The following is an 18,438-nucleotide window of genomic DNA, read 5'->3' on the forward strand; positions in this document are numbered from 1 at the left end:
GCATTGACATGTTATAATTTACAACATGATAAATAGACATATAACATCATTTGTAAAACAATCTTTAAACGATTTTTCTGCCGTTCTTATCATTGGAGCTAGGCAAGTTGGTAAGTCTACATTAGTAAAGCAGTTGTGTGATGAGGGAATTTTTAAATCCTATATCACTTTAGATGATATTTCGCAATTAGAAGCAGCAACAGCAGACCCTCACGGATTTATAAAAAACGCAAGTTATCCTCTTGCTATTGATGAAATTCAAAGAGCTCCCGATCTTTTAAAAGCTATAAAAAAATCAATAGATGAAGATAAGAAACCAGGGCGTTTTCTTTTAACCGGATCAGCTAATATTTTTTCTTACCCCGGAATATCTGAAAGTCTAGCGGGACGCATTGATGTAATACATCTTGAGGGGTTAAGTTTAGGAGAAATTTTAAATCAAAATAATCCTTCTTCTTTTATATCAGATATTTTTTCCGGCAGCACTATCCATGAATTAAAGGATAAATGGACTGAAGAGCTAAAACATAAACCGGAAATAAATACTCAATTTCTCAATGAATATATTTTTTATGGTGGATTTCCAGAAATCGCACTAAAAAAGCAAGAAAGATTTCGTGAACGTTGGTTTTCTTCTTATCAATCAGCTTATATTGAACGAGATGTACGAAATATAAATAAATTTTTGGATGTCGTTTCTTTTGCTAAGCTTTTTCGTCTGATTGGGTTACAAAGCAGTAATTTATTAAATCAAAAGAATTTAGGTAACGAAATAGGATTAGACCAGAGAACAATATCAAAATATTTAGAGATTTTAGAAACAACTTTTCAGGTAAATCAGTTAACACCTTGGTTCAGTAATACCCGTAAAAGATTAATTAAAACTTCCAAAATTTATATGAATGATTCAGGTTATGCATCATATTTACATGGCATAACAACTCCTGATCTATTACCAAAAAGTCCTTATTACGGAGCAATATTTGAAACATGGTTATGGGCAGAATTAAGGAAGTTATTAACTTTAACTACGGGAATAGAACAAACGTTTTATCGTACACATTTAGGAAAAGAAGTTGATTTTCTTCTACATAAAGGTGATATATTTTGTGGTTTAGAGTGTAAAAGTACAGAAACTATTCAAAGTCAACATTTTGTAGGACTGAAAGATTTATCCGAAGCACTAACCTTGCGAATTATGCGTGGCATCATACTTTACAACGGCGACGAAATAATCAGTTTTTCTGACAAATTCCTTGCCGTACCCTTAAGATGTATAATTTGAATATGTAATAATTTGTAATATAATATAACTTGCACCATTCAACATTGAATATTAATATTTTAAATATATGTTATTAGTATTTTAAATGCAGCAAATTACATTATCAAAGCCCGTAAGCTGTTACGGAATAGGTGTTCATTCTGGGAAACGTACTCAGTTAACTATTGAACCCGCTAAAGAAAATACTGGTATTATCTTCATAAGAACTGACATATCTTCAGAAAATAATTATATTGAAGCAAAATATTTTAACGTTTCTGACACTTTACTCTCTACTACTATAAGCAATAGCAACAAAATACAAGTCTCAACAATTGAACATATAATGGCTGCATTATGGGGATGCGGAATTGATAATGCTGTTATCAAAATAGATGGTCCTGAAGTTCCTATAATGGATGGCAGTAGCAAACCTTTTGTCTTTATGATTGAGTGTGCTGGGAAAAAGCTACAAAATGCTCCTAAAAAATATTTAAAAATTCTGAAAGAAGTAACAGCTACTCATAAAGATTGCGAGTTAACTTGTACACCTTCTGATCATATGAAAATAGATTTGACTATTGATTTTAATAGTAAAGCTATAGGAAGACAAAATTTAGTCTTTTCAAAGCAAGAATCTTTTAATAATAATATTGCTGATGCTCGTACTTTTGGCTTTACAAAAGATGGTGACTATTTACAGAGTAAGGGGCTTGCTCTAGGTGTTTCATTTGAGAATACAATAGCTATAGATGATCAAGATAAAGTCTTAAATCCTGATGGATTACGTTATCAAGATGAATTTGTGCGTCATAAATTATTAGACCTATTTGGCGATCTATATACTTCTGGTAATAACATTGTAAGCTCAATTAATGGCTATAAAACTAGTCATGCTCTTAATAACGAGTTATTACAACGAATATTTAGTGATAATACCTCACATAAATTTGTTACTGCTAGCGAGATATAGCAGATCTTCTTCTTTTATTCATAACATTTGCTAAGTTACTATATTCTTGAGCTTTATTAGGCTTCTCATAGAATGGATTCATTACTCTTCCAATATCTTTGGCATAACTTTCTTTTTCAATATTTAATGATACTTTATTTTTATTACAAAAATCATTAAACCCATTATTTCTTATTTCACCAATAAATGTATTTCTTATTTCATGAAATTTCTCTCTCTTATCATTATCTTTCATCTTCCAATAATTCTTATCGGTGATTAACTTCTTTAATACAGCTGTTTGCAGAATTTGTTCTTTAGTATATTTTTCTAGTTGATCTAAATTTTTATAATCTGGAGTGTCGTGCTTTTTACATTCTTCATTTATATTTAACTTAAATATTGTTCTTATTCTATTTTTTTCTTTTTCACTAAGCCCTCCAGTAATTAACGAAACAAAAGTTAATATGCCATAACCTGTAGCTCTTAAAACTCCAAGTACATTTCCGCTTGCTCCTTGAACAATAGCAGTAGATATAGCAGAAGTTATACCAACTACATTATTTGTAAGTACTATACCAATACTTTTAAGATTTTTGCTGGTTACTTTATACTTATCACTATTAAAATCTTTTTCTTTCTTAGGTGGTGTAAATAATTCATTTTTTAGACTATCTTTTAACCTAGGTTCTAACGATAATATATAATCTTGCTGGGCTTTAGCATTTCTATTTTGTACTAATAAATTATTTTCTTTATGAAGTTTACGTAAATTTCGTATTTTAACAGTTTCATTTATAGCCTGAATTCCTACACCTACCGCAGTAATAGCAGCTACTGTTATAACTATAGGCGACACAGGTGTAAAAAGTCCTGAAACCGCAATTACTGCCCCTGTTAACGAAATAGCATAATTTAAAGAATTACTAAGTAATATTTTACCGACTTTACTTTCTGTAAAACGATTCCAATTATTATTAATTTTATCTAATATTATTCGAAATCTTGATTTTTTTAAATCAACCATTTATTTTTTTATTTTATTTGTTTAATTAACTTCTCTTATAATCCAAATTATAGTATAAATTCTAATAAAAAACAAAAGTAAATGTCTGGAAAAGAACTAAATAAAATTGTTGCAGCTATATTGTTTGCAAGTTTAATTGCTATGATGGTTGGGTTTATTGCAAATATATTATATAAACCCGTTTTAGAACCAAAACATCGAGGTTATAGTATTGCAGTGCAGGAAGTTTCAGAAGCACCTACTACACAAGCACAAGCCCCAATCAATATACCGGAATTGATGAAAACAGCGAATGCTGATAATGGTCGTGAAATAGCTAAAAAATGTTTAATGTGCCATTCTCTTGATAAAGATGGTCCAAATAAGATAGGACCTCATTTATGGGATGTAGCAGGTCGCCCTAAAGCAAGCATAACGGATTATAAATATTCCCCTGCTTTATCAGCCCTTGGAGGTAATTGGGATGATGATAGTTTATTTGCTTTCTTACATAAACCAAGTAGCTATGCTCCTGGTACTAAAATGTCTTTTGCCGGTATATCAAAACCACAAGATATCGCAGATGTTATATTATTTTTAAAAACTTATGTTCATGATAAATGAGTACTTAACTGAAATTTGGTTAATAATCGGAGTAATTTGTATAATTGCAGAATTTTTTGCAATTCCTAATATCGGCTTTTTATTCTTTGGGTTCGGAGCTTTATTAAATGCTCTTATAATATATAATTACCCTTTAATCAGCTTAACAAATCAAATAACGCTTTTTGGTTTAATATCTCTCATATGGTTTTGTATATTATATTATCCTCTCAAAAAATACGTATATAGCAAAACTACTACTAATGAAAACTATTCCGATATGATAGGTAAAGAAGCTGAAGTTTATAGCGATGTAATTTCAGAAGAAAACCTTGGACAAGTAAAATGGTCTGGGGTTATTATGAATGCTTACCTTGCACCAAACGAGAAAGCTAAATCAGGAGATAAAGTATTTATTACCAAGGTTAAAGGTAATATATTAATCTGCTCTAAACACAGACCTAAATAGTAATCTAATAAAAAACAATACTTAAGGATTGCCGCATGGATCGAGGATCGTCATTGCGAGGAAATTACAAAGTAATTGACGAAGCAATCCAGTAAAACGCATAGCATTTTTTATTATTTTTTTGGATGCCGTGGCTTGATCAATAGTACCGGACGTTATTGTTGATAGTGTTAGTAAGCAAAGAAATATTAAATATTCTCTCTTAGCCAATCGAAAACTTTGTTAATCCAGCTGCTATTTTCATCAAGTTTCATATGGGAAAATTCTTTTTGCTGTTTTAGAGCGTGAATTTTTAGCATACCTATAACTGCCGAATAAGCAGCGGGATTATAGTCTTCAGTAAAGCCATCAATAAGCTCTGGCTTACCTATTCTAGTTTGCTTCTCAAAAACCTTACTTGAAAGCTCTTTAAGCCCTCTAAGCTGCGATCCGCCTCCAGTAATAACAGTGCGGTACACTGATATTTGTCCTTTTATTGCCTTATCATATTCAGACTTTACCATTAACAATATCTCTTCTGCTCTTGCCTTTATTACTTCAGCAAGTTTATAAACCGTTACTGCTCCTGCAGGGCTATGGTGAGCATCAACATTAAAATCCTCCATATTAATAATACTGTCTTTATCAAAAGAGGATAAAATTGCGTTACCATATAAAATCTTTAATTTTTCAGCTGTAGCAAGGTCAGTACCGAAAACTTTTGCAATATCAGAACTAATATGAAAACTACCTATATTTACGTGTCCTGTATATATCAATTTACCGGCAAAGAAAATACCAAAAGAAGTGGTTTTATCACCTATATCTATAATCAATGAACCGAGGTTTTTTTCATCATTTGTAAGGCAGCTAATCGCAGAAGCATAAATGGCTAGAGTAATATTTGTAACTTCAATATGGCATTTAGCAAAACACTGCACAATATTTGATAGCATATTTGACTCAGCTGCAATAATATGTAATTCACAGCCAAGCTCTCTTCCGTACATACCTATAGGGTTTTCAACCCTATTATTATCAAGAATAAACTCAAGAGGAAAGTAATGAATAATTTCTTGATTCTTAAATTTAAACTCCTGTAATGCTTTTTGTAAAAGCTTTTTTATATCTTGCTTGGTTATAGTTGCTGTACTAATTTTAATAGTATAATTTATATAATAAGATTTAGTAGCAGCTCCTGATAGCGATAATATAACTTTTTTGATATTTTTATTACAATCTTTTTCTAACGCATAAATTGCTGAAACAATACTACTTTCAGCATTCTTTAAATCTGTTATAACCCCTGATTTTATGCCTTTAGAGTGATGTAAATTTTGACTTGCTACCTTGATCTCACCTTTTTTACTAATATAGGCAGCAATCGCAGCAATTTTACTACTGCCAAAATCAAGTGCTACAAAATTCGATATTTTCTCTTTCATTTTTTATGTTTGTTGTAATTCCAAAAACGTCATTGCGAGAAGCATAGCGACGAAGCAATCTAGTTAAATGTCCTGAGCTTGCTTTCGCCCTCTGCTATGCATCTCCTCGCAAGGCATTGCCTGCGTGGATCATTCTCTCCCCTGTCATCCCGTGATTTATGAACTAGAGCCAGTTAAAAATACTAATAAAATTAGTATTTTTTATTATTTTCTGGATCTAGTTCCCAAGCCACGGTATTGTAAGAAAAGAAAGTGATATAATATAAGTTATAAATGTAATATAAACATTTATAAGAGAGTGTTAATACCCTATATAATGATATAGGGTATTAAGCGGGCATAAGCGACCGTCACGGCATAGGTTTTATACGACCGGAGTCATCAAGGTACTATAGCCCGACTCTCGAGAAGTTTGAATAGTTGGAAGGGATGCGATAAGCACGCCCGATTACAATCCTAAACAATATAAAATCTCGAGGTACATATGATAAAATATCACAAACATATAGGAATTGATATAGGAAAATATAATTTTGTAGTAGGAATAGAGGGCATAAAAGATACAAAAGAATATGAGAATACAAGTTCCGGTATATTTGAATTTATTAATGATAATAAGGATATTTTAGCAAACTCTCTAACTGTAGTTGAAACAACAGGCGGATATGAACTAGAGTTATTGTATAGCTTATGTGAAAGAGGTTATGTAGTACATAGAGCAGATGCAAGAAAGGTAAAGAATTTTATCAGATCATATGGTAATAGTGCAAAAACAGATAAGTTAGATGCTAAAGCATTAGGATTATATGGTAAGGAGCGAGCAGATAAGCTTGAAGTATTTAAGCCTGAATCAAAACAAAATATACAATTATTTCGGTTAGTACAAAGACGGAATGATTTAAAGCAAATGTTAGTTGCCGAAAAGAATAGATTACAACAAGCAAATACAGATAAGTTTGTTAAAAATAGCTGTATAAATATGATAGATGTTTTAAGTAATCAAATTACAGAGATTACTAATCAGGTAGAAGTGATTATATCATCAGATCAGCTGTTAAAAGCAAAGCATGAGATATTGAAAGAGATAAATGGCATTGGTAATATAGTTGCTTTTGAGTTATTAATATTATTACCGGAGTTAGGGAAGTTAACAAGACGGCAGATTGCTTCTCTTGCAGGGCTTGCTCCAAAAGCTAATGATAGTGGTAAATATCAAGGATATAGAAAGGTAGGACATGGTAGAGCAGGAGTCAAGCCTATACTATTCCTTGCTGCTATGTCAGCCCGTAATAGCAAGACTTCTGGTTTAAGACTCTTTTATGAGCGACTCATTAACAATGGTAAAAAAAAAATGGTCGCTCTTACCGCTTTAATGCGTAAAATTATTGTCATCGCTAATGCTAAATTAAAATCTCTTCTTTTTAATTTAAAACATAGTTGATGACACCGAGGGCGTTTTTTGATCTACGCAACAACGCCTCCTCGCAATGACGAGTCTAATTAATACTTCTCAATATAGTACTTATTCTTGTCTCTCAAATCTAACTGTTTGTAGTTTTGATTAAATAGTTTATTTGCTTTATTGAGTGCGTCTATATATTTTAAGGCTTCTTCAAAATTCTTTGCCGGTAATTTAATATTTATTCCACCCTTAAGATTTAAATCCCATCTTCTATCCCCACATCTAATAGCAGATGAGGTTTTATTTATTAATGCCGGATATTTTTGTAGTTCATTTACTAGCTTGCTAGCATATATATTTGCCCCCTCCCCTACAACATGTAATAAATGAGGAAATGGCTCTATGTTCTTACTGATTTCATAACCCTCTTCATCAATTAAGAAGAGTTGGTTATTGATCTGCCAAATAGCAATAGGTTCTCTTTCAAACAGTTTTATATATATCGTACTTGGTAATCTTCTTGAAACATATACTTCCTTAATCCATCTATTATTCTTTAAATTATTCCTAATTTCATCTAAATTAAGAGCAAAAATAGAACTACCTTTTTTAGCATTTAAAACTTTTAATATTGTAGGTTCATCAACATTTTGTTGCCCCTCAATTATTACATTCTCAAGTTTAAAGCCAAGTTCTGTAGTTGTTTGATATATATTTGTTTTTAAATAGCTTTTTAACGAAGCAAAATATTTTGTGAAAGCAAACAAACATATAAAGATAATTAAAACGATTTTAAGTATTAATATTGTTTTCTTATAGATTAGCCCTAACTTTCGATGCAATGAAATGTTATTGTTTTTTTTAGCTGTATTTTTTTTATTTGAGCTTGTTTTTTTTCTCATGATTCAAAGCTTGCCGTCTTTAAAATTTCTTCAATTAAATTAACAAAATCTATACCATGATAAGCAGCTATTTCAGGAACTATAGATAAAGGAGTCATACCAGGATGCGTATTTATTTCTAAAGCGTATAATTTATTTGTGCCGTCTTCTAAAATAAATTCAACTCTAGCCGCCCCCTTACAATTCATTGTGTTATAAATCTTTTCCGACTCTTTAAGCAATTTATCATATATATCGGTAGGCAAAGGAGCAGGACATAAATGCTCGGCAAATCCTTCAGTATATTTAGTTTCATAATCATAGAAACGGTTTTTTAATAGCTTAATTTCTAAAGCTCCCAAGGCTTTGCCGTTTAATATTGCTACTTGTAATTCACGCCCTTTTATATATTTCTCTATTATTACCTCATCACCATAAGGAAAATCATAATTAGCAAAGTTAAAATCATCTTCCTCAAATATTACCTCAACACCAATACTTGATCCTTGCGTAAACGGCTTAATTACGTAAGGGCGTTTTATAGGATCAGTTTTAATATTATCACCTTTACTTATGACAATACTTTCTGCCATATTAATATTGTTAGTCAAAAACCAGCTTCTAGAATGTACTTTATCAAAAGCAAGGCTTGAGGCTAAAACCCCGCTATGAGTATAAGGAATTCGCATAATATTAAGAAGTCCAGGCAGGCAACCATCTTCACCATATGTGCCATGCAGACAATTAAAAACAATATCAGGCTTTATTTCATGCAGCTTAACAGTGATATCAGCTCCCATATCTATAAAAGTAACTTTATATCCTGCTTCTATTAAAGCTTTGCCTACTCCCTCTGCTGATATCAGCGATACTTCACGTTCAGCAGACATACCACCCGCTACTAATGCTATATGTTTCTTGCCTTTATCACTTAATATTTTAATTTCTGAGCTTTCAACCCAATGTGTTTGATATTTATGCATATTTTATTTTTTTTAATAACGCCTTACAATAATGCGTGTATACATTCCACTTCTGTCATCCCGTGGTCAAGCCACGGGATGACACTTTCCCAATTCGCTTTATTTCCCAATTCAATTTAATCCCACTATCTTCGAATACTTTCTGTTGGACGAAGTTACCTAGATCCTCTAATTCTTTAGCAGTAGCATTTCCATTGTTTATCATAAAGTTACAATGAAGTTCTGAGATAGAAGCGTCGCCTATTCTATAGCCTCTAAGTCCTGCTTTGTCAATAAGTTGCCACGATTTAAATCCTTCCGGATTTGCAAAAGTACTGCCGCCAGTACGCTCCTTAATAGGCTGAGTAGATGATCTTGCAGCATTTATTTCATTCATCCGTGCTAATATATCTTCACTATTACCTTTATTAACTTTAAAAACGGCTTTAAGAATAATTAAATCCTTTGGCAAATTATTACCACGATACTTAAAGCCTATTTCTTCATTTGTAAATGTTCGAAAATTTCCTGCAAAGTCGATTGCTTCAATCCTAACTAAAATATCTTTAAACTCACAGCCATAAGCTCCAGCATTCATCGCAACACCGCCGCCAATAGTGCCAGGGATGCCGACTAAAAATTCAAAGCCGCTAATAGCATTTACCTGACAAAATTTAGCTAAACTAAAATTAAGGCAACTACTACCGACTATTAAATGACCATCATCCGTAAAATCGATATTGCTAAAATTTTGACCAAGCTTTATGGTGACACCCTCTATACCTCCGTCTCGTATGATAATATTCGAGCCTGCACCAAAGGTAGTTATGGGTAATTTTTGTTTATTTTGCACTAAGAAGCTTGCTAAATCTTCGCTATCTACAGGCTTAAAAAATATTTCAGCATTACCACCTACTTTAAACCATGTTAAATGTTTTAAGTTATAGTCTTTCCTATACTCACCTTTTACTATAGGGAGGTTCATGACAAATTACCAAATTTTTGCGGTAATTCATTAGCAAAGTTTGAAATATTACCTGCTCCCATCATAATGATCATATCACCAGGAGACGCTTTATTCATTATAACTTCTAAGCTATCATCTAATTTTGCTAAGAAATTTGCTTGATTATGATATTTGAGCTTAATAATGTTATCAATTAAACTTTGCCCGCTAATACCCTCTATAGGGCTTTCACCTGCCGCATATACATCTGTAATATAAAGTAAATCCGCATCATCAAAGCAACGCATAAAATCATCAAATAAATGCTGCATTCTTGAATATCTATGCGGCTGGAAAATAGCAATAACCTTACCATGTTGCTTATTGGCTATGTTTTTAGCAGTAGATAATGTTGCCTTAATTTCTTCAGGGTGATGGGCATAATCATCAATAACCGAAGCTTGATTATATTCAGCTACTTTAGTAAATCTTCTTTTTACTCCTTTAAAGCTATTAAAGCCGTTTTTAATAGCCTTAATACCGAAATCTAACTCCACCCCTACGCTAATTGCTGCTAAACTATTTAGAATATTATGCCTTCCTGGAGTAGGAATAGTAATTTTTTCTATAATTGTAACACCACTTACATTTGGCAAACTAATTTTTACATCAAAGGTAGATGAAGTAATATCTGTACTAATATTAAATGCGGTAATATGAGCATCATCGGAATCAATACCATAAGTGATAACTTTCCGCTCGGTAATATTATTTACTAACTCACGTACTATTTTATGGTCAATACAGCAAACGGCAAAACCATAAAAAGGTAAATTTGTAATGAAACTCCTAAAGGCATTAATTAATGTATCAAAATCTTTGTAATAATCTAAATGTTCCGGATCAATATTGGTTATTATTGCAATAGTCGACGGAATACTGATAAAAGTTGCATCTGACTCATCTGCTTCAGCAATTAAATAATTACTTGAACCAAGATAAGCATTTGTTGACCTATTATTAATAATACCACCATTAATGACTGTAGGATGTAAACCAGCTGCCTCAAATAAGCAAGCAACTAAAGAAGTGGTAGTAGTCTTACCATGCGAACCAGATACCGCTACCGAGCATTTTAACCTCATAAGTTCAGCAAGCATTTCTGCCCGTCTGATGATTGGGATTTTACGCTCCAAAGCTTCTTTTACTTCCGGATTATTTCGATTAATTGCCGAAGAAACAACAACATATGAGACATTTGTAATATTTTGTGGTGTATGACCAACAAATATTTTAATGCCATATGCTTCCAAACGTTTGGTATTATAATTTTCTGATAAATCAGAACCTTGCACCTTATAACCAAGATTATGTAATATCTCAGCAATGCCGCTCATTCCAACGCCGCCAATGCCAATAAAATGTATAGTTTCTAAAGTTTGATTAGTTTTTTTTAATTCAAGTAACAGCATTTAAGTTAATTTTTAAAATTGAGTTGTGCATATATGGTTTTAGGGATTTTGTCAAGTACTATACTTTTTATGTCATTCCCGCAAAAGCGGGAATCCAGCATAAAGCGAGAGAAATCGAGCTTTTAATTTTAAAAACTTGCTGCTTTTATGTTTATTTTCCTGGATTCCCGCTTTTGCGGGAATGACATACAAGACGGCTCTACCCTACTCCGCCCTATCAAATTTTGATTCGGAGTAGTAATTGCCTTGCAAGCCGCCTACTTTTAGATCTATTAAAAACTTAGCTATTTCGCCATTTTCGACAAATTCAGCTACTGTTTCAATATTTAAATCTTCTGAGATTTTTATCAGCCTTTCAACAAAATATCTACTTTGTACATCGCTTGTAATACTACGGACATATTTGCCATCAATTTTTATAATATCAATAGGCAAGCTTTGAAGTTGTTTAAAGGAAGTAAAGCCTGAGCCGAAATCGTCTAAAGCAAATTTACAACCAAACTTACGTAACTTATTGATAAATACATTTATTTTATCATAATTTTCGTTAAAAGAAGTTTCAGTAATTTCGACAATTAAACGATCTCGAACATCATAAGTTTTTAATAAACTTTCTGCTATCTCCCATAAAGCTTCATCAGTCGTACCAATATTTGAAATATTAACAGATAGCATTAAATTAGGGTTGTTTACAAGCTCATGAATACTCATCTCTAAAACAATCTGATCAATTACAAAAATTAATCCTTTATTTTCAGCAATAGGAATTATAGGACCGACCGAAATATAAGCACCATTCTCATCCGGTATTCGAAGCAGACATTCATAATAATGTACTTTCAAAGTCTTGCGATCAATTATAGGCTGATAAGCAAATCGCATAGTTTTTTTAGCTAAAGCTTGTCTAAGCAAATTGAGTTGTAAATTAGACTTTTTTATATTCTCTAAATCATGATCATCAGAGTTATATTCACGATAATAATAATTATTATTCTGTGAAAGTAACATATTTAGTATTTTCTCAATCTCTTCTGCATTAGCACTTACTTTTGGGAACTCACTACTCGCAATACAACAATTTATATAGATTTCCGGTCGCTCATCATTTATATATAGCTGGGAAGATAAATATAACTTTCTGGCAAAACTTTTAATTAGATCAGAATCGGTAATATCTAATATAAATAATATGACATCTTTTTTTGTTTTTCTAAATTTTAGAGGAATATCAAGCTCTTTGCTTACATTTTCAATAATTTTTTCTAAATCCTGAATTATGAAATTCTTATTTGGTTCGATGAATACGATTTCATCATAATTCAATAATTTACAGGCAAAACATACTCCCCTCCCTACTTCATCCATTTCAGCTTGTAAAACTTTATATTCTGCGATTAATTCTGACATTGCCATTTTGATAATAAAATTATATATTCTAACAAATACTAAGATATTTTTTCTATAAATAAAATAAAAATATGAGCAGAATAGACAGGATAACTAAAAGCTTAAGTGTCTTAAAACCACATTTTTGCGAAATAATAGACGAAAGTCATAAACATGCTAGTCATTATGACGGAATTCACAGCCATATTAAAATAAAAATCTCTGCAAAAATTTTACAAGGCAAAAGCCTAATTGCCAATCATCGTACCATTAATAACCTACTTGCCGATGAATTTCAAAATGGCTTGCATGCTCTATCGATAGAGGTATTATAATTATGAAAACAAATGATATTTTAAAAGTAGCAACAGGTGCTAGCAGCGTCTTCCATAAAGCGGTAAATAATATAAAAGATAAAAGCTGCGACGTGATTGAGGATAAAATACTTAAAGGTAATTATGTTACTAGGGAAGAATTTGAAAAATTACAAACCCTAGTAATGAAATTAAAGAAAGAAATAGCGGAGATGAAAAGATAATTATACTCCTAATAAATGAAAAGTTGGGTAGACGAAGTTTTATTTGAAAAAGAACATGGAGTCTGTAAGCCGAAGAGCGGAGCGTATACTTAATGATAGTACCGGAAAGTTTTTGTTATATGTCATTCCTGCGGAAGCGGGAATCCAGCATAAAGCAAGATACCTAAGCTTTCAATTTTAAAAACTTGCTGCTTTTATATTTATTTTTCTGGATTCCCGCCGTTGCTAAGAATGACATATAAGGTCACCTATACCTGAATAAAATATAACATTTTTTTAAAACTATCAGGTACTATTATACTTAATACATGGCTATCTGCGTACTTAATAGAACTACATAACTAATTTTTGAAGTTCATCGAGTAGACAGCTTCTGGTCAGTTCTAATAGATACGATTACTGACATACCTGGGATGAGATTAGCAACAGGTGCATCAAAATCAATTAAAACAGGTACACGCTGCACTATTTTAGTAAAATTACCGGTGGCATTATCGGGTGGGATTAAGGTAAATTTAGAACCGGTGGCAGGGGAAATATTACGGATTTTTCCATAAAATGTTTTCTTAGGAATAGCATCAAATTGGATTTCTACTTTCATACCCGGTTGAAATTTCTTAATTTGAGTTTCCTTAAAATTAGCCTGAATATACATTGAATTATCTTGTACTATAGAGAATAAAGCTCTACCGGGCGTTATATAATTTCCTACTTCTAAACTACTATTACCAAATACACCAGATACCGCAGCAATAAGCTTAGTGTTCTGCAAGCTCCGTAAGATAATTTTTTTATTTGCTTCTAACTCTTTTAGCTTTTCTTGTTCTGCTGCTTTTTCAAGCCCAAGTAGCTGTAAGTTTTGCTTAGAGATATCTATATCTAGCTGTGCTTGTTTGTAATCGGTTTTTGCTTTTTGATAAGCATTTTTAGAATCGTCCAATGCTTTAATACTGGCAAATTTCGCTTTATTTAACTCTTGTACTCTAGTAAAATCAGTTGAAACAATATTAAAACTTGTTGCAGCAAGTTTTAGTTTTTCGCCTGACTGTTCTAATTGATTCTGCCCTATTGATATTTTTTGATCAATAATCTCTATATTTTTTTCTGAAGCTCCGATAGATGCCTCAAGTGCTGCAAGCTTGGCTTTATAGTCCCTATCATCGATTTCACCAATTAGATCGCCTTTATTAACTTTTGTGTTATTAGTCACTAATAGATTAGTTAAAACCCCATTAATTTCAGCACTAACATCCGAAATATCAGCATCAATATAAGCATTATCTGTTGATTCTGTATTTACCCAAACATAAATTTTATAACCCGAGTAAATTATTACTATAAATGCTACAATGAGTATATATTTAGCAAATGGGTGATTTCTATATTTTTGAATATTTTGTTTTAATACATCAAGCATAATTAATTGTTATTAAATTTATGTTTCAAGAAATAACAAAACGGGATAGAAAGAATATATATAACTGCAATAAATGGCAGTGCATACCATGGATATATTATAAGATTTATAATAACAACAGCAAATAAAATCATTGCAAGCGATAAATATTCAGGCTTGATACTTAGATTTTTTGTTGAAATTGTAGGAAGTCTGCTAGCAAGCAGAAAAGCTATTATAGCTAAATATATATTAATTGTTATAGTATGAATACGAACATTTATATTCAATAATGTACCGATTTCAAAATCTATCATCACAGGAACTAAAGCAAGTAAAGCACCGCAAGGAGCAGGTACACCTGTAAAGAAATGCTCCGGTTTTTTATCTTGTTTTGGCTGATAAATGCCAACATTAAACCTAGCAAGACGCAAAGCCATACATACTATAAATAGTAACATCACTGCTGAAGAAAATACTTTATACTCATATTGCTGGAAAGACCATAAATATATTAAATAAGCAGGTGCTATACCAAAATTAGCAAAATCACATAAAGAATCAAGTTCTGCACCAAATGGGCTAGTAGCATTTAGCATCCTTGCAATTCTTCCATCAATGCCATCAATAATTGCTGCTACTATAATGCAATATACAGCAATTTCCCATTTACTATCTAATGCAAATTTTACTGAACTCATACCAGTTACTAAGCCAAGCAGAGTTACAAAGTTTGGTATTAATTTTATTATAGGTACAGGCTTAGATATTATAGTTTTACGAATTTTTAACAATGCGGGTACTCAAGAAAATAAGGTTTATGATATTATAATGTGCATGCCCACCATGTCATTCCTAGCTAAAAGCAGGAATCTAGTAAAAAAGTATAAATACAATAAACTTTTAAAATTAAAAGCTCGATTTATCTCGCTTTAGCCTAGATTCCCGCCTATGCGGGAATGACATATAAATGACGGCTGCTTCTACTTTCTCTCAAATTGTAATTCAGCTGTCTTTTTGCGTCCAAAATCTGCAATAATAGTTTCACCACCAATAGCAGTTTGTCCTTTACTTACTAATAAAGCAGTTTTTAGTGGTAGATATACATCAACTCTACTACCGAAACGAATTATACCATATCGCTCGCCTGCTTTAACTTCATTACTTTCTTCTAGATCACAAACTATACGTCTTGCTATTAATCCTGCAATTTGAACAAAAGCAATTTTTTGCCCCTGCTCTGTTTCCATTAATACAGATTGACGTTCGTTATAAACACTTGCTTTATCAAGAGAAGCATTAAAGAACTTTCCAGGATTATAATGCAATGCTAAAATTTTACCATTTGCCGGAATTCTATTCACATGCACGTTAAAGATATTTAGGAAAATACTAACTCTAATCATTTCAACATCACCAAGTCCTAGCTCTGCTGGTGGTAAGGCTTCTTTGATTTCTTGAATTACCCCGTCCGCAGGACTTATTACCAAATCATTACCTATCGGTACGAAACGATCGGGATTACGGAAAAAATAAATACACCAAGCAGTAGCAATAAATCCCATACAACCGAGCTTCTCGTTAAAAGAAGCAAGTAAGAAGCTTACTAATGCAAAACTAGCAATAAATATGTAACCTTCACGGTGAATAATTTTAAATAAGTCGTTATATTGTTTCATTTTAATCTCTATAGTTATTATTTTTTCTGAATTGCCACGCTGATTTCATTTGCGTAGCTCAGATGACTTGGTATCCACGCAAGCAATGCTGCCACAGGATGACACCGAGTATCCACAAGCTGATAATTTATGCTTGTTCTGCTTTATTATCTTCATCATCATTATCCTCTCTTTCTGTCTCATCTTCATCGTTACTTGTGGTTTGAGCTTCTTGAGCAGTACCAAGAGCATAAACACACAAATCTTCAAACGATACATTATTTTTTTTCGAAAGATCATATAGCTGTTTTACTGCATCCATAACAGCATCAGGAATAGTACCGCATCTCTCATCTGATAACCATTTTGATTGGAACTGCAATGGGTGATGTCCATCTTGCGGTGTACCTATATAAATGGTAAATTTAGACTTTTGTCCTCCAAAATCACAATCAATGTCAAACTTTTTCATAATACACTTACAGATACAATTAACATGCTTAATTATTATATCTTAATGCTAAAAATGCAAATTTAAAATAATGTTTTGCTTAAGATTTTTTTAATTCTCTAGTAATGTAATGATTTGAATATATAAATTTATCACTAGAATCTACGACTATACCACCTGCTTCTTTAATAAAAAGATCAAAAGAATAATATAACGTAAAATTTAATAATGGTAAATATATTAAGTCAGCCTTACCTGATGCTAAAAGCATCGCTGCATAACACGAAGAACCAAAAGTTCTACTGTTATTAACCTCTTGAAAGTTACTGTTTTTTAAATCTTCAATAATTGTTAGACAATTTTCCAAATTAGCATTATCAGAAACCCTTAACCTTAGACCTTTATGATTAGAACCTAAATCATTTTTTTCTACCCAAGCCCCTCTACCCTTTTCAGCGTAATATACCTCATTAAGAACCGGAAAATATATAACAGTAGAAACAGGTGTTAGACCATCTTGATTTTGCTTCAGACAAGTTATTGATACAGCAAAAAAAGGAAGACTTCTAGCAAAATTATTTGGACTATCTATAGGATTTACTAAAAAAACAGTTTCATAATTATTGTTGGGATCAAATGGATCTTCAGGAAAAAATAAATATTTCGTATGTTTTTGTAATTCTTCACATAACAAAGTTTTTAGTCTTAAATAAGATCGCTTACAAAACTCTTCATTTCTAATAGGATTTTTTTGAAGCATTTCAAGCTCTAAAAAATCTCTATGCACAAACTTAACTGCTTTACGCAGTGAATTGATTAATAAATTAGTTATAGGTTGCATTTAATTTTAATAATTAACAAATAAATAAGAACAGTATACGAAGATCAACTTCAAAAAGAGCAAGGCGTCCACAAGACGAGGAGCGGCAGCAGTTACTTAATACGTGAGCACCACAGTACTTGTAGGATGACGTAACCAATTTTTGAAGTTCTATCTTAGTAGACTACTTAGACCTTTCAACATAGGTTAGATCCTCAGTCTTAACAACAATTTTTTCGCCTATCTCTAAATATTGAGGTACTTTTACCTTAACCCCGTTTGCAAGAGTTGCTGGCTTGTATGAAGCGGTTGCGGTTGCTCCTTTTATTACTGGATCAGTTTCAATAATTTCTAATATAACTGTTGCAGGGAGTTCAATACTTAGAGGCTTTTCATTATAAAATTCGACTTTAACAATCATATTTTCAGTTAAAAAAGGTAATTTTTCATCTAAAATTTCTTTGTTTACACTTATTTGCTCAAAAGTCTGATTATCCATCAACACTATATTATTATCTTCAAAATATAAAAATTGATAATCTTTTTGTTCAAGTTCAGCTTTTTCTAAATGATCTGAAGAACTAAATCTCTCGTTACGTTTTGTGCCAGTCTTTAAATTTTTCATCTCAACTTGCACATAAGCACCGCCTTTTCCAGGCTGAGTATGCTCAGGTTGTTTGCTTACCACCCATAAATCGTTATTATAAACTAATATATTGCCTGTTCTAATTGAATTCGCTGAAATTTTCATATATTATTACACTTAAACTTACTTTAAAAAAATATAAATATACAAATTATTTCCTTT

Annotated in this window: 20 protein-coding genes; 7 read left to right on the plus strand and 13 right to left on the minus strand. The window is 31.8% G+C overall.

Features of this window, described 5'->3' with window-relative positions; translation table 11 throughout:
• Positions 1-25 precede the first annotated feature (25 nt).
• Positions 26-1,285 (plus strand): ATP-binding protein, encoded by a 1,260-nt coding sequence (locus tag RBE_RS04930; RefSeq protein WP_011477615.1) that lies wholly within the window; start codon positions 26-28, stop codon positions 1,283-1,285.
• A gap of 85 nt (positions 1,286-1,370) precedes the next feature.
• The gene (gene lpxC / locus RBE_RS04935) at positions 1,371-2,237 is read left to right on the plus strand and encodes a UDP-3-O-acyl-N-acetylglucosamine deacetylase (protein WP_011477616.1); all 867 of its coding nucleotides are present in this window, start codon (positions 1,371-1,373) and stop codon (positions 2,235-2,237) included.
• On the opposite strand, the gene RBE_RS04940 is transcribed toward lpxC, so the two are convergent.
• Positions 2,224-3,243, minus strand: a complete 1,020-nt coding sequence (locus RBE_RS04940; RefSeq protein WP_011477617.1) for a hypothetical protein — start codon at positions 3,241-3,243, stop codon at positions 2,224-2,226. The two genes, lpxC and RBE_RS04940, sit on opposite strands and share 14 nt — an antisense overlap.
• 81 nt (positions 3,244-3,324) lie before the next feature.
• Here RBE_RS04940 and RBE_RS04945 point away from each other — a divergent pair, with 81 nt between their 5' ends.
• Both RBE_RS04945 and RBE_RS04950 read left to right on the plus strand, forming a co-directional pair.
• Positions 3,325-3,846 (plus strand): c-type cytochrome, encoded by a 522-nt coding sequence (locus tag RBE_RS04945; RefSeq protein WP_011477618.1) that lies wholly within the window; start codon positions 3,325-3,327, stop codon positions 3,844-3,846.
• On the plus strand, positions 3,830-4,294 hold the full coding sequence (locus RBE_RS04950) for an NfeD family protein (protein ID WP_011477619.1): 465 nt from the start codon (positions 3,830-3,832) through the stop codon (positions 4,292-4,294). The genes RBE_RS04945 and RBE_RS04950 overlap by 17 nt, the downstream gene beginning before the upstream one ends.
• A 188-nt stretch (positions 4,295-4,482) precedes the next feature.
• Here the strand turns inward: RBE_RS04950 and ftsA are convergent, their stop codons facing one another.
• Positions 4,483-5,718 carry a cell division protein FtsA gene (ftsA, locus tag RBE_RS04955; RefSeq protein ID WP_011477620.1) on the minus strand — a complete coding sequence of 412 codons (1,236 nt, stop codon included), beginning with the start codon at positions 5,716-5,718 and terminating at the stop codon, positions 4,483-4,485.
• A 484-nt stretch (positions 5,719-6,202) separates the two neighbouring features.
• On the opposite strand from ftsA, the gene RBE_RS04960 reads away from it, so the two are divergent.
• The gene (locus tag RBE_RS04960; RefSeq protein ID WP_011476926.1) at positions 6,203-7,159 is read left to right on the plus strand and encodes an IS110 family transposase; all 957 of its coding nucleotides are present in this window, start codon (positions 6,203-6,205) and stop codon (positions 7,157-7,159) included.
• Positions 7,160-7,218: 59 nt separating this feature from the next.
• Here the strand turns inward: RBE_RS04960 and RBE_RS04965 are convergent, their stop codons facing one another.
• The 5 genes from RBE_RS04965 to RBE_RS04985 all read right to left on the minus strand — a co-directional run bounded on the left by RBE_RS04965 (position 7,219) and on the right by RBE_RS04985 (position 12,803).
• Positions 7,219-8,022: a cell division protein FtsQ/DivIB gene (locus RBE_RS04965; RefSeq protein WP_011477621.1), complete on the minus strand. Its 804-nt coding sequence runs from the start codon at positions 8,020-8,022 to the stop codon at positions 7,219-7,221.
• The gene (locus RBE_RS04970; RefSeq protein WP_011477622.1) at positions 8,019-8,984 is read right to left on the minus strand and encodes a D-alanine--D-alanine ligase; all 966 of its coding nucleotides are present in this window, start codon (positions 8,982-8,984) and stop codon (positions 8,019-8,021) included. Before RBE_RS04970 ends, RBE_RS04965 begins: the two co-directional genes overlap by 4 nt.
• Before the next feature lie 55 nt (positions 8,985-9,039).
• The gene (murB, locus tag RBE_RS04975) at positions 9,040-9,948 is read right to left on the minus strand and encodes a UDP-N-acetylmuramate dehydrogenase (protein ID WP_011477623.1); all 909 of its coding nucleotides are present in this window, start codon (positions 9,946-9,948) and stop codon (positions 9,040-9,042) included.
• Positions 9,945-11,381, minus strand: a complete 1,437-nt coding sequence (gene murC, locus RBE_RS04980; protein ID WP_011477624.1) for a UDP-N-acetylmuramate--L-alanine ligase — start codon at positions 11,379-11,381, stop codon at positions 9,945-9,947. Before murC ends, murB begins: the two co-directional genes overlap by 4 nt.
• Positions 11,382-11,585: 204 nt before the next feature.
• A complete protein-coding gene (locus RBE_RS04985; RefSeq protein WP_041804697.1) occupies positions 11,586-12,803 on the minus strand; it encodes an EAL domain-containing protein in 1,218 nt (405 codons plus the stop codon).
• A gap of 56 nt (positions 12,804-12,859) precedes the next feature.
• Between RBE_RS04985 and RBE_RS04990 the strand changes: the two genes are divergently transcribed.
• Together RBE_RS04990 and RBE_RS04995 are read left to right on the plus strand one after the other, a co-directional pair.
• Positions 12,860-13,102: a BolA family protein gene (locus RBE_RS04990; RefSeq protein WP_011477626.1), complete on the plus strand. Its 243-nt coding sequence runs from the start codon at positions 12,860-12,862 to the stop codon at positions 13,100-13,102.
• 2 nt (positions 13,103-13,104) lie between these two features.
• A complete protein-coding gene (locus tag RBE_RS04995; protein WP_011477627.1) occupies positions 13,105-13,305 on the plus strand; it encodes a hypothetical protein in 201 nt (66 codons plus the stop codon).
• A 355-nt stretch (positions 13,306-13,660) separates the two neighbouring features.
• Here RBE_RS04995 and RBE_RS05000 read toward each other — a convergent pair whose 3' ends face one another.
• The 6 genes from RBE_RS05000 to efp all read right to left on the minus strand — a co-directional run bounded on the left by RBE_RS05000 (position 13,661) and on the right by efp (position 18,381).
• A complete protein-coding gene (locus RBE_RS05000; RefSeq protein WP_011477628.1) occupies positions 13,661-14,722 on the minus strand; it encodes an HlyD family secretion protein in 1,062 nt (353 codons plus the stop codon).
• A gap of 2 nt (positions 14,723-14,724) precedes the next feature.
• Complete coding sequence (gene pssA, locus RBE_RS05005; RefSeq protein ID WP_011477629.1) at positions 14,725-15,495, minus strand: CDP-diacylglycerol--serine O-phosphatidyltransferase; 771 nt, start codon at positions 15,493-15,495, stop codon at positions 14,725-14,727.
• Between the two features lie 189 nt (positions 15,496-15,684).
• On the minus strand, positions 15,685-16,380 hold the full coding sequence (locus RBE_RS05010; RefSeq protein WP_011477630.1) for a phosphatidylserine decarboxylase: 696 nt from the start codon (positions 16,378-16,380) through the stop codon (positions 15,685-15,687).
• Positions 16,381-16,507: 127 nt separating this feature from the next.
• Positions 16,508-16,831: a DUF2610 domain-containing protein gene (locus tag RBE_RS05015; protein ID WP_011477631.1), complete on the minus strand. Its 324-nt coding sequence runs from the start codon at positions 16,829-16,831 to the stop codon at positions 16,508-16,510.
• A 79-nt stretch (positions 16,832-16,910) separates the two neighbouring features.
• Positions 16,911-17,651 (minus strand): inositol monophosphatase family protein, encoded by a 741-nt coding sequence (locus RBE_RS05020; protein ID WP_011477632.1) that lies wholly within the window; start codon positions 17,649-17,651, stop codon positions 16,911-16,913.
• A 163-nt stretch (positions 17,652-17,814) separates the two neighbouring features.
• Positions 17,815-18,381, minus strand: coding sequence for an elongation factor P (gene efp, locus RBE_RS05025; RefSeq protein WP_011477633.1), 567 nt, complete (start codon positions 18,379-18,381; stop codon positions 17,815-17,817).
• Positions 18,382-18,438 lie beyond the last annotated feature (57 nt).

It is taken from the genome of Rickettsia bellii RML369-C (assembly GCF_000012385.1).
Classification (GTDB): Bacteria; Pseudomonadota; Alphaproteobacteria; order Rickettsiales; family Rickettsiaceae; genus Rickettsia; species Rickettsia bellii.

Coding starts and splice junctions, on each gene's coding strand:
- RBE_RS04965 (WP_011477621.1), bottom strand. CDS start 8,022: ATGAGAAAAAAAACAAGCTCAAATAAAAAAAATACAGCTAAAAAAAAC.
- RBE_RS05015 (WP_011477631.1), bottom strand. CDS start 16,831: ATGAAAAAGTTTGACATTGATTGTGATTTTGGAGGACAAAAGTCTAAA.
- RBE_RS05010 (WP_011477630.1), bottom strand. CDS start 16,380: ATGAAACAATATAACGACTTATTTAAAATTATTCACCGTGAAGGTTAC.
- RBE_RS04970 (WP_011477622.1), bottom strand. CDS start 8,984: ATGCATAAATATCAAACACATTGGGTTGAAAGCTCAGAAATTAAAATA.
- RBE_RS04940 (WP_011477617.1), bottom strand. CDS start 3,243: ATGGTTGATTTAAAAAAATCAAGATTTCGAATAATATTAGATAAAATT.
- RBE_RS05000 (WP_011477628.1), bottom strand. CDS start 14,722: ATGCTTGATGTATTAAAACAAAATATTCAAAAATATAGAAATCACCCA.
- murB (WP_011477623.1), bottom strand. CDS start 9,948: ATGAACCTCCCTATAGTAAAAGGTGAGTATAGGAAAGACTATAACTTA.
- RBE_RS04950 (WP_011477619.1), top strand. CDS start 3,830: ATGTTCATGATAAATGAGTACTTAACTGAAATTTGGTTAATAATCGGA.
- lpxC (WP_011477616.1), top strand. CDS start 1,371: ATGCAGCAAATTACATTATCAAAGCCCGTAAGCTGTTACGGAATAGGT.
- ftsA (WP_011477620.1), bottom strand. CDS start 5,718: ATGAAAGAGAAAATATCGAATTTTGTAGCACTTGATTTTGGCAGTAGT.
- efp (WP_011477633.1), bottom strand. CDS start 18,381: ATGAAAATTTCAGCGAATTCAATTAGAACAGGCAATATATTAGTTTAT.
- RBE_RS04960 (WP_011476926.1), top strand. CDS start 6,203: ATGATAAAATATCACAAACATATAGGAATTGATATAGGAAAATATAAT.
- RBE_RS05020 (WP_011477632.1), bottom strand. CDS start 17,651: ATGCAACCTATAACTAATTTATTAATCAATTCACTGCGTAAAGCAGTT.
- murC (WP_011477624.1), bottom strand. CDS start 11,381: ATGCTGTTACTTGAATTAAAAAAAACTAATCAAACTTTAGAAACTATA.
- RBE_RS04990 (WP_011477626.1), top strand. CDS start 12,860: ATGAGCAGAATAGACAGGATAACTAAAAGCTTAAGTGTCTTAAAACCA.
- RBE_RS04945 (WP_011477618.1), top strand. CDS start 3,325: ATGTCTGGAAAAGAACTAAATAAAATTGTTGCAGCTATATTGTTTGCA.
- RBE_RS04995 (WP_011477627.1), top strand. CDS start 13,105: ATGAAAACAAATGATATTTTAAAAGTAGCAACAGGTGCTAGCAGCGTC.
- RBE_RS04930 (WP_011477615.1), top strand. CDS start 26: ATGATAAATAGACATATAACATCATTTGTAAAACAATCTTTAAACGAT.